Origin of the sequence: Cupriavidus sp. SIMBA_020, assembly GCF_046535395.1 — a bacterium.
Taxonomy (GTDB): domain Bacteria; phylum Pseudomonadota; class Gammaproteobacteria; order Burkholderiales; family Burkholderiaceae; genus Cupriavidus; species Cupriavidus campinensis.
Window position 1 is genome coordinate 1 of record NZ_JAWRWU010000148.1, and the last position, 369, is coordinate 369.

Genomic DNA, 369 nt, shown 5'->3' on the forward strand with positions numbered 1-369 from the left:
GTGCTGGCCGTGCCTTCGTTGACAGGCGCGGGCAGATGCTTTTCGAACTCGAGGCAGAGCGCGGCGGGCAGGCGCGTCGCGCGGGTGTCGAGGCCGAGCACGTTGCGCACGATCTGATTGGCGATGACGATATCGAAGTCGCGTTTGCGCACGATGCACAGGCCGATCGGCGTCGCGTGCACGAGCAGATGATTGAGCAACTCGTTTTCGAGCGCGCGCGTGGCCTCGCCATAGGTGCGCGCGAGCACGCGCCGGTTCCAGTAACGCAGCAGCGAGAGCAGCATCAGCACCAGTGCGACCGTGAGTAGCAGCACCACGGCGACGGGCGCGCGGATCTGGCGCAGATGGTCGGCCCACGACAGCGCCAGC

1 protein-coding gene is annotated in these 369 nt (G+C 66.9%); it reads right to left on the minus strand.

The genetic code is table 11. The features are described 5' to 3' along the window. Positions 1–369, minus strand: a 369-nt coding sequence (locus SB751_RS28565) for a hypothetical protein (RefSeq protein ID WP_410748861.1), incomplete at both ends; no start/stop codon positions are given.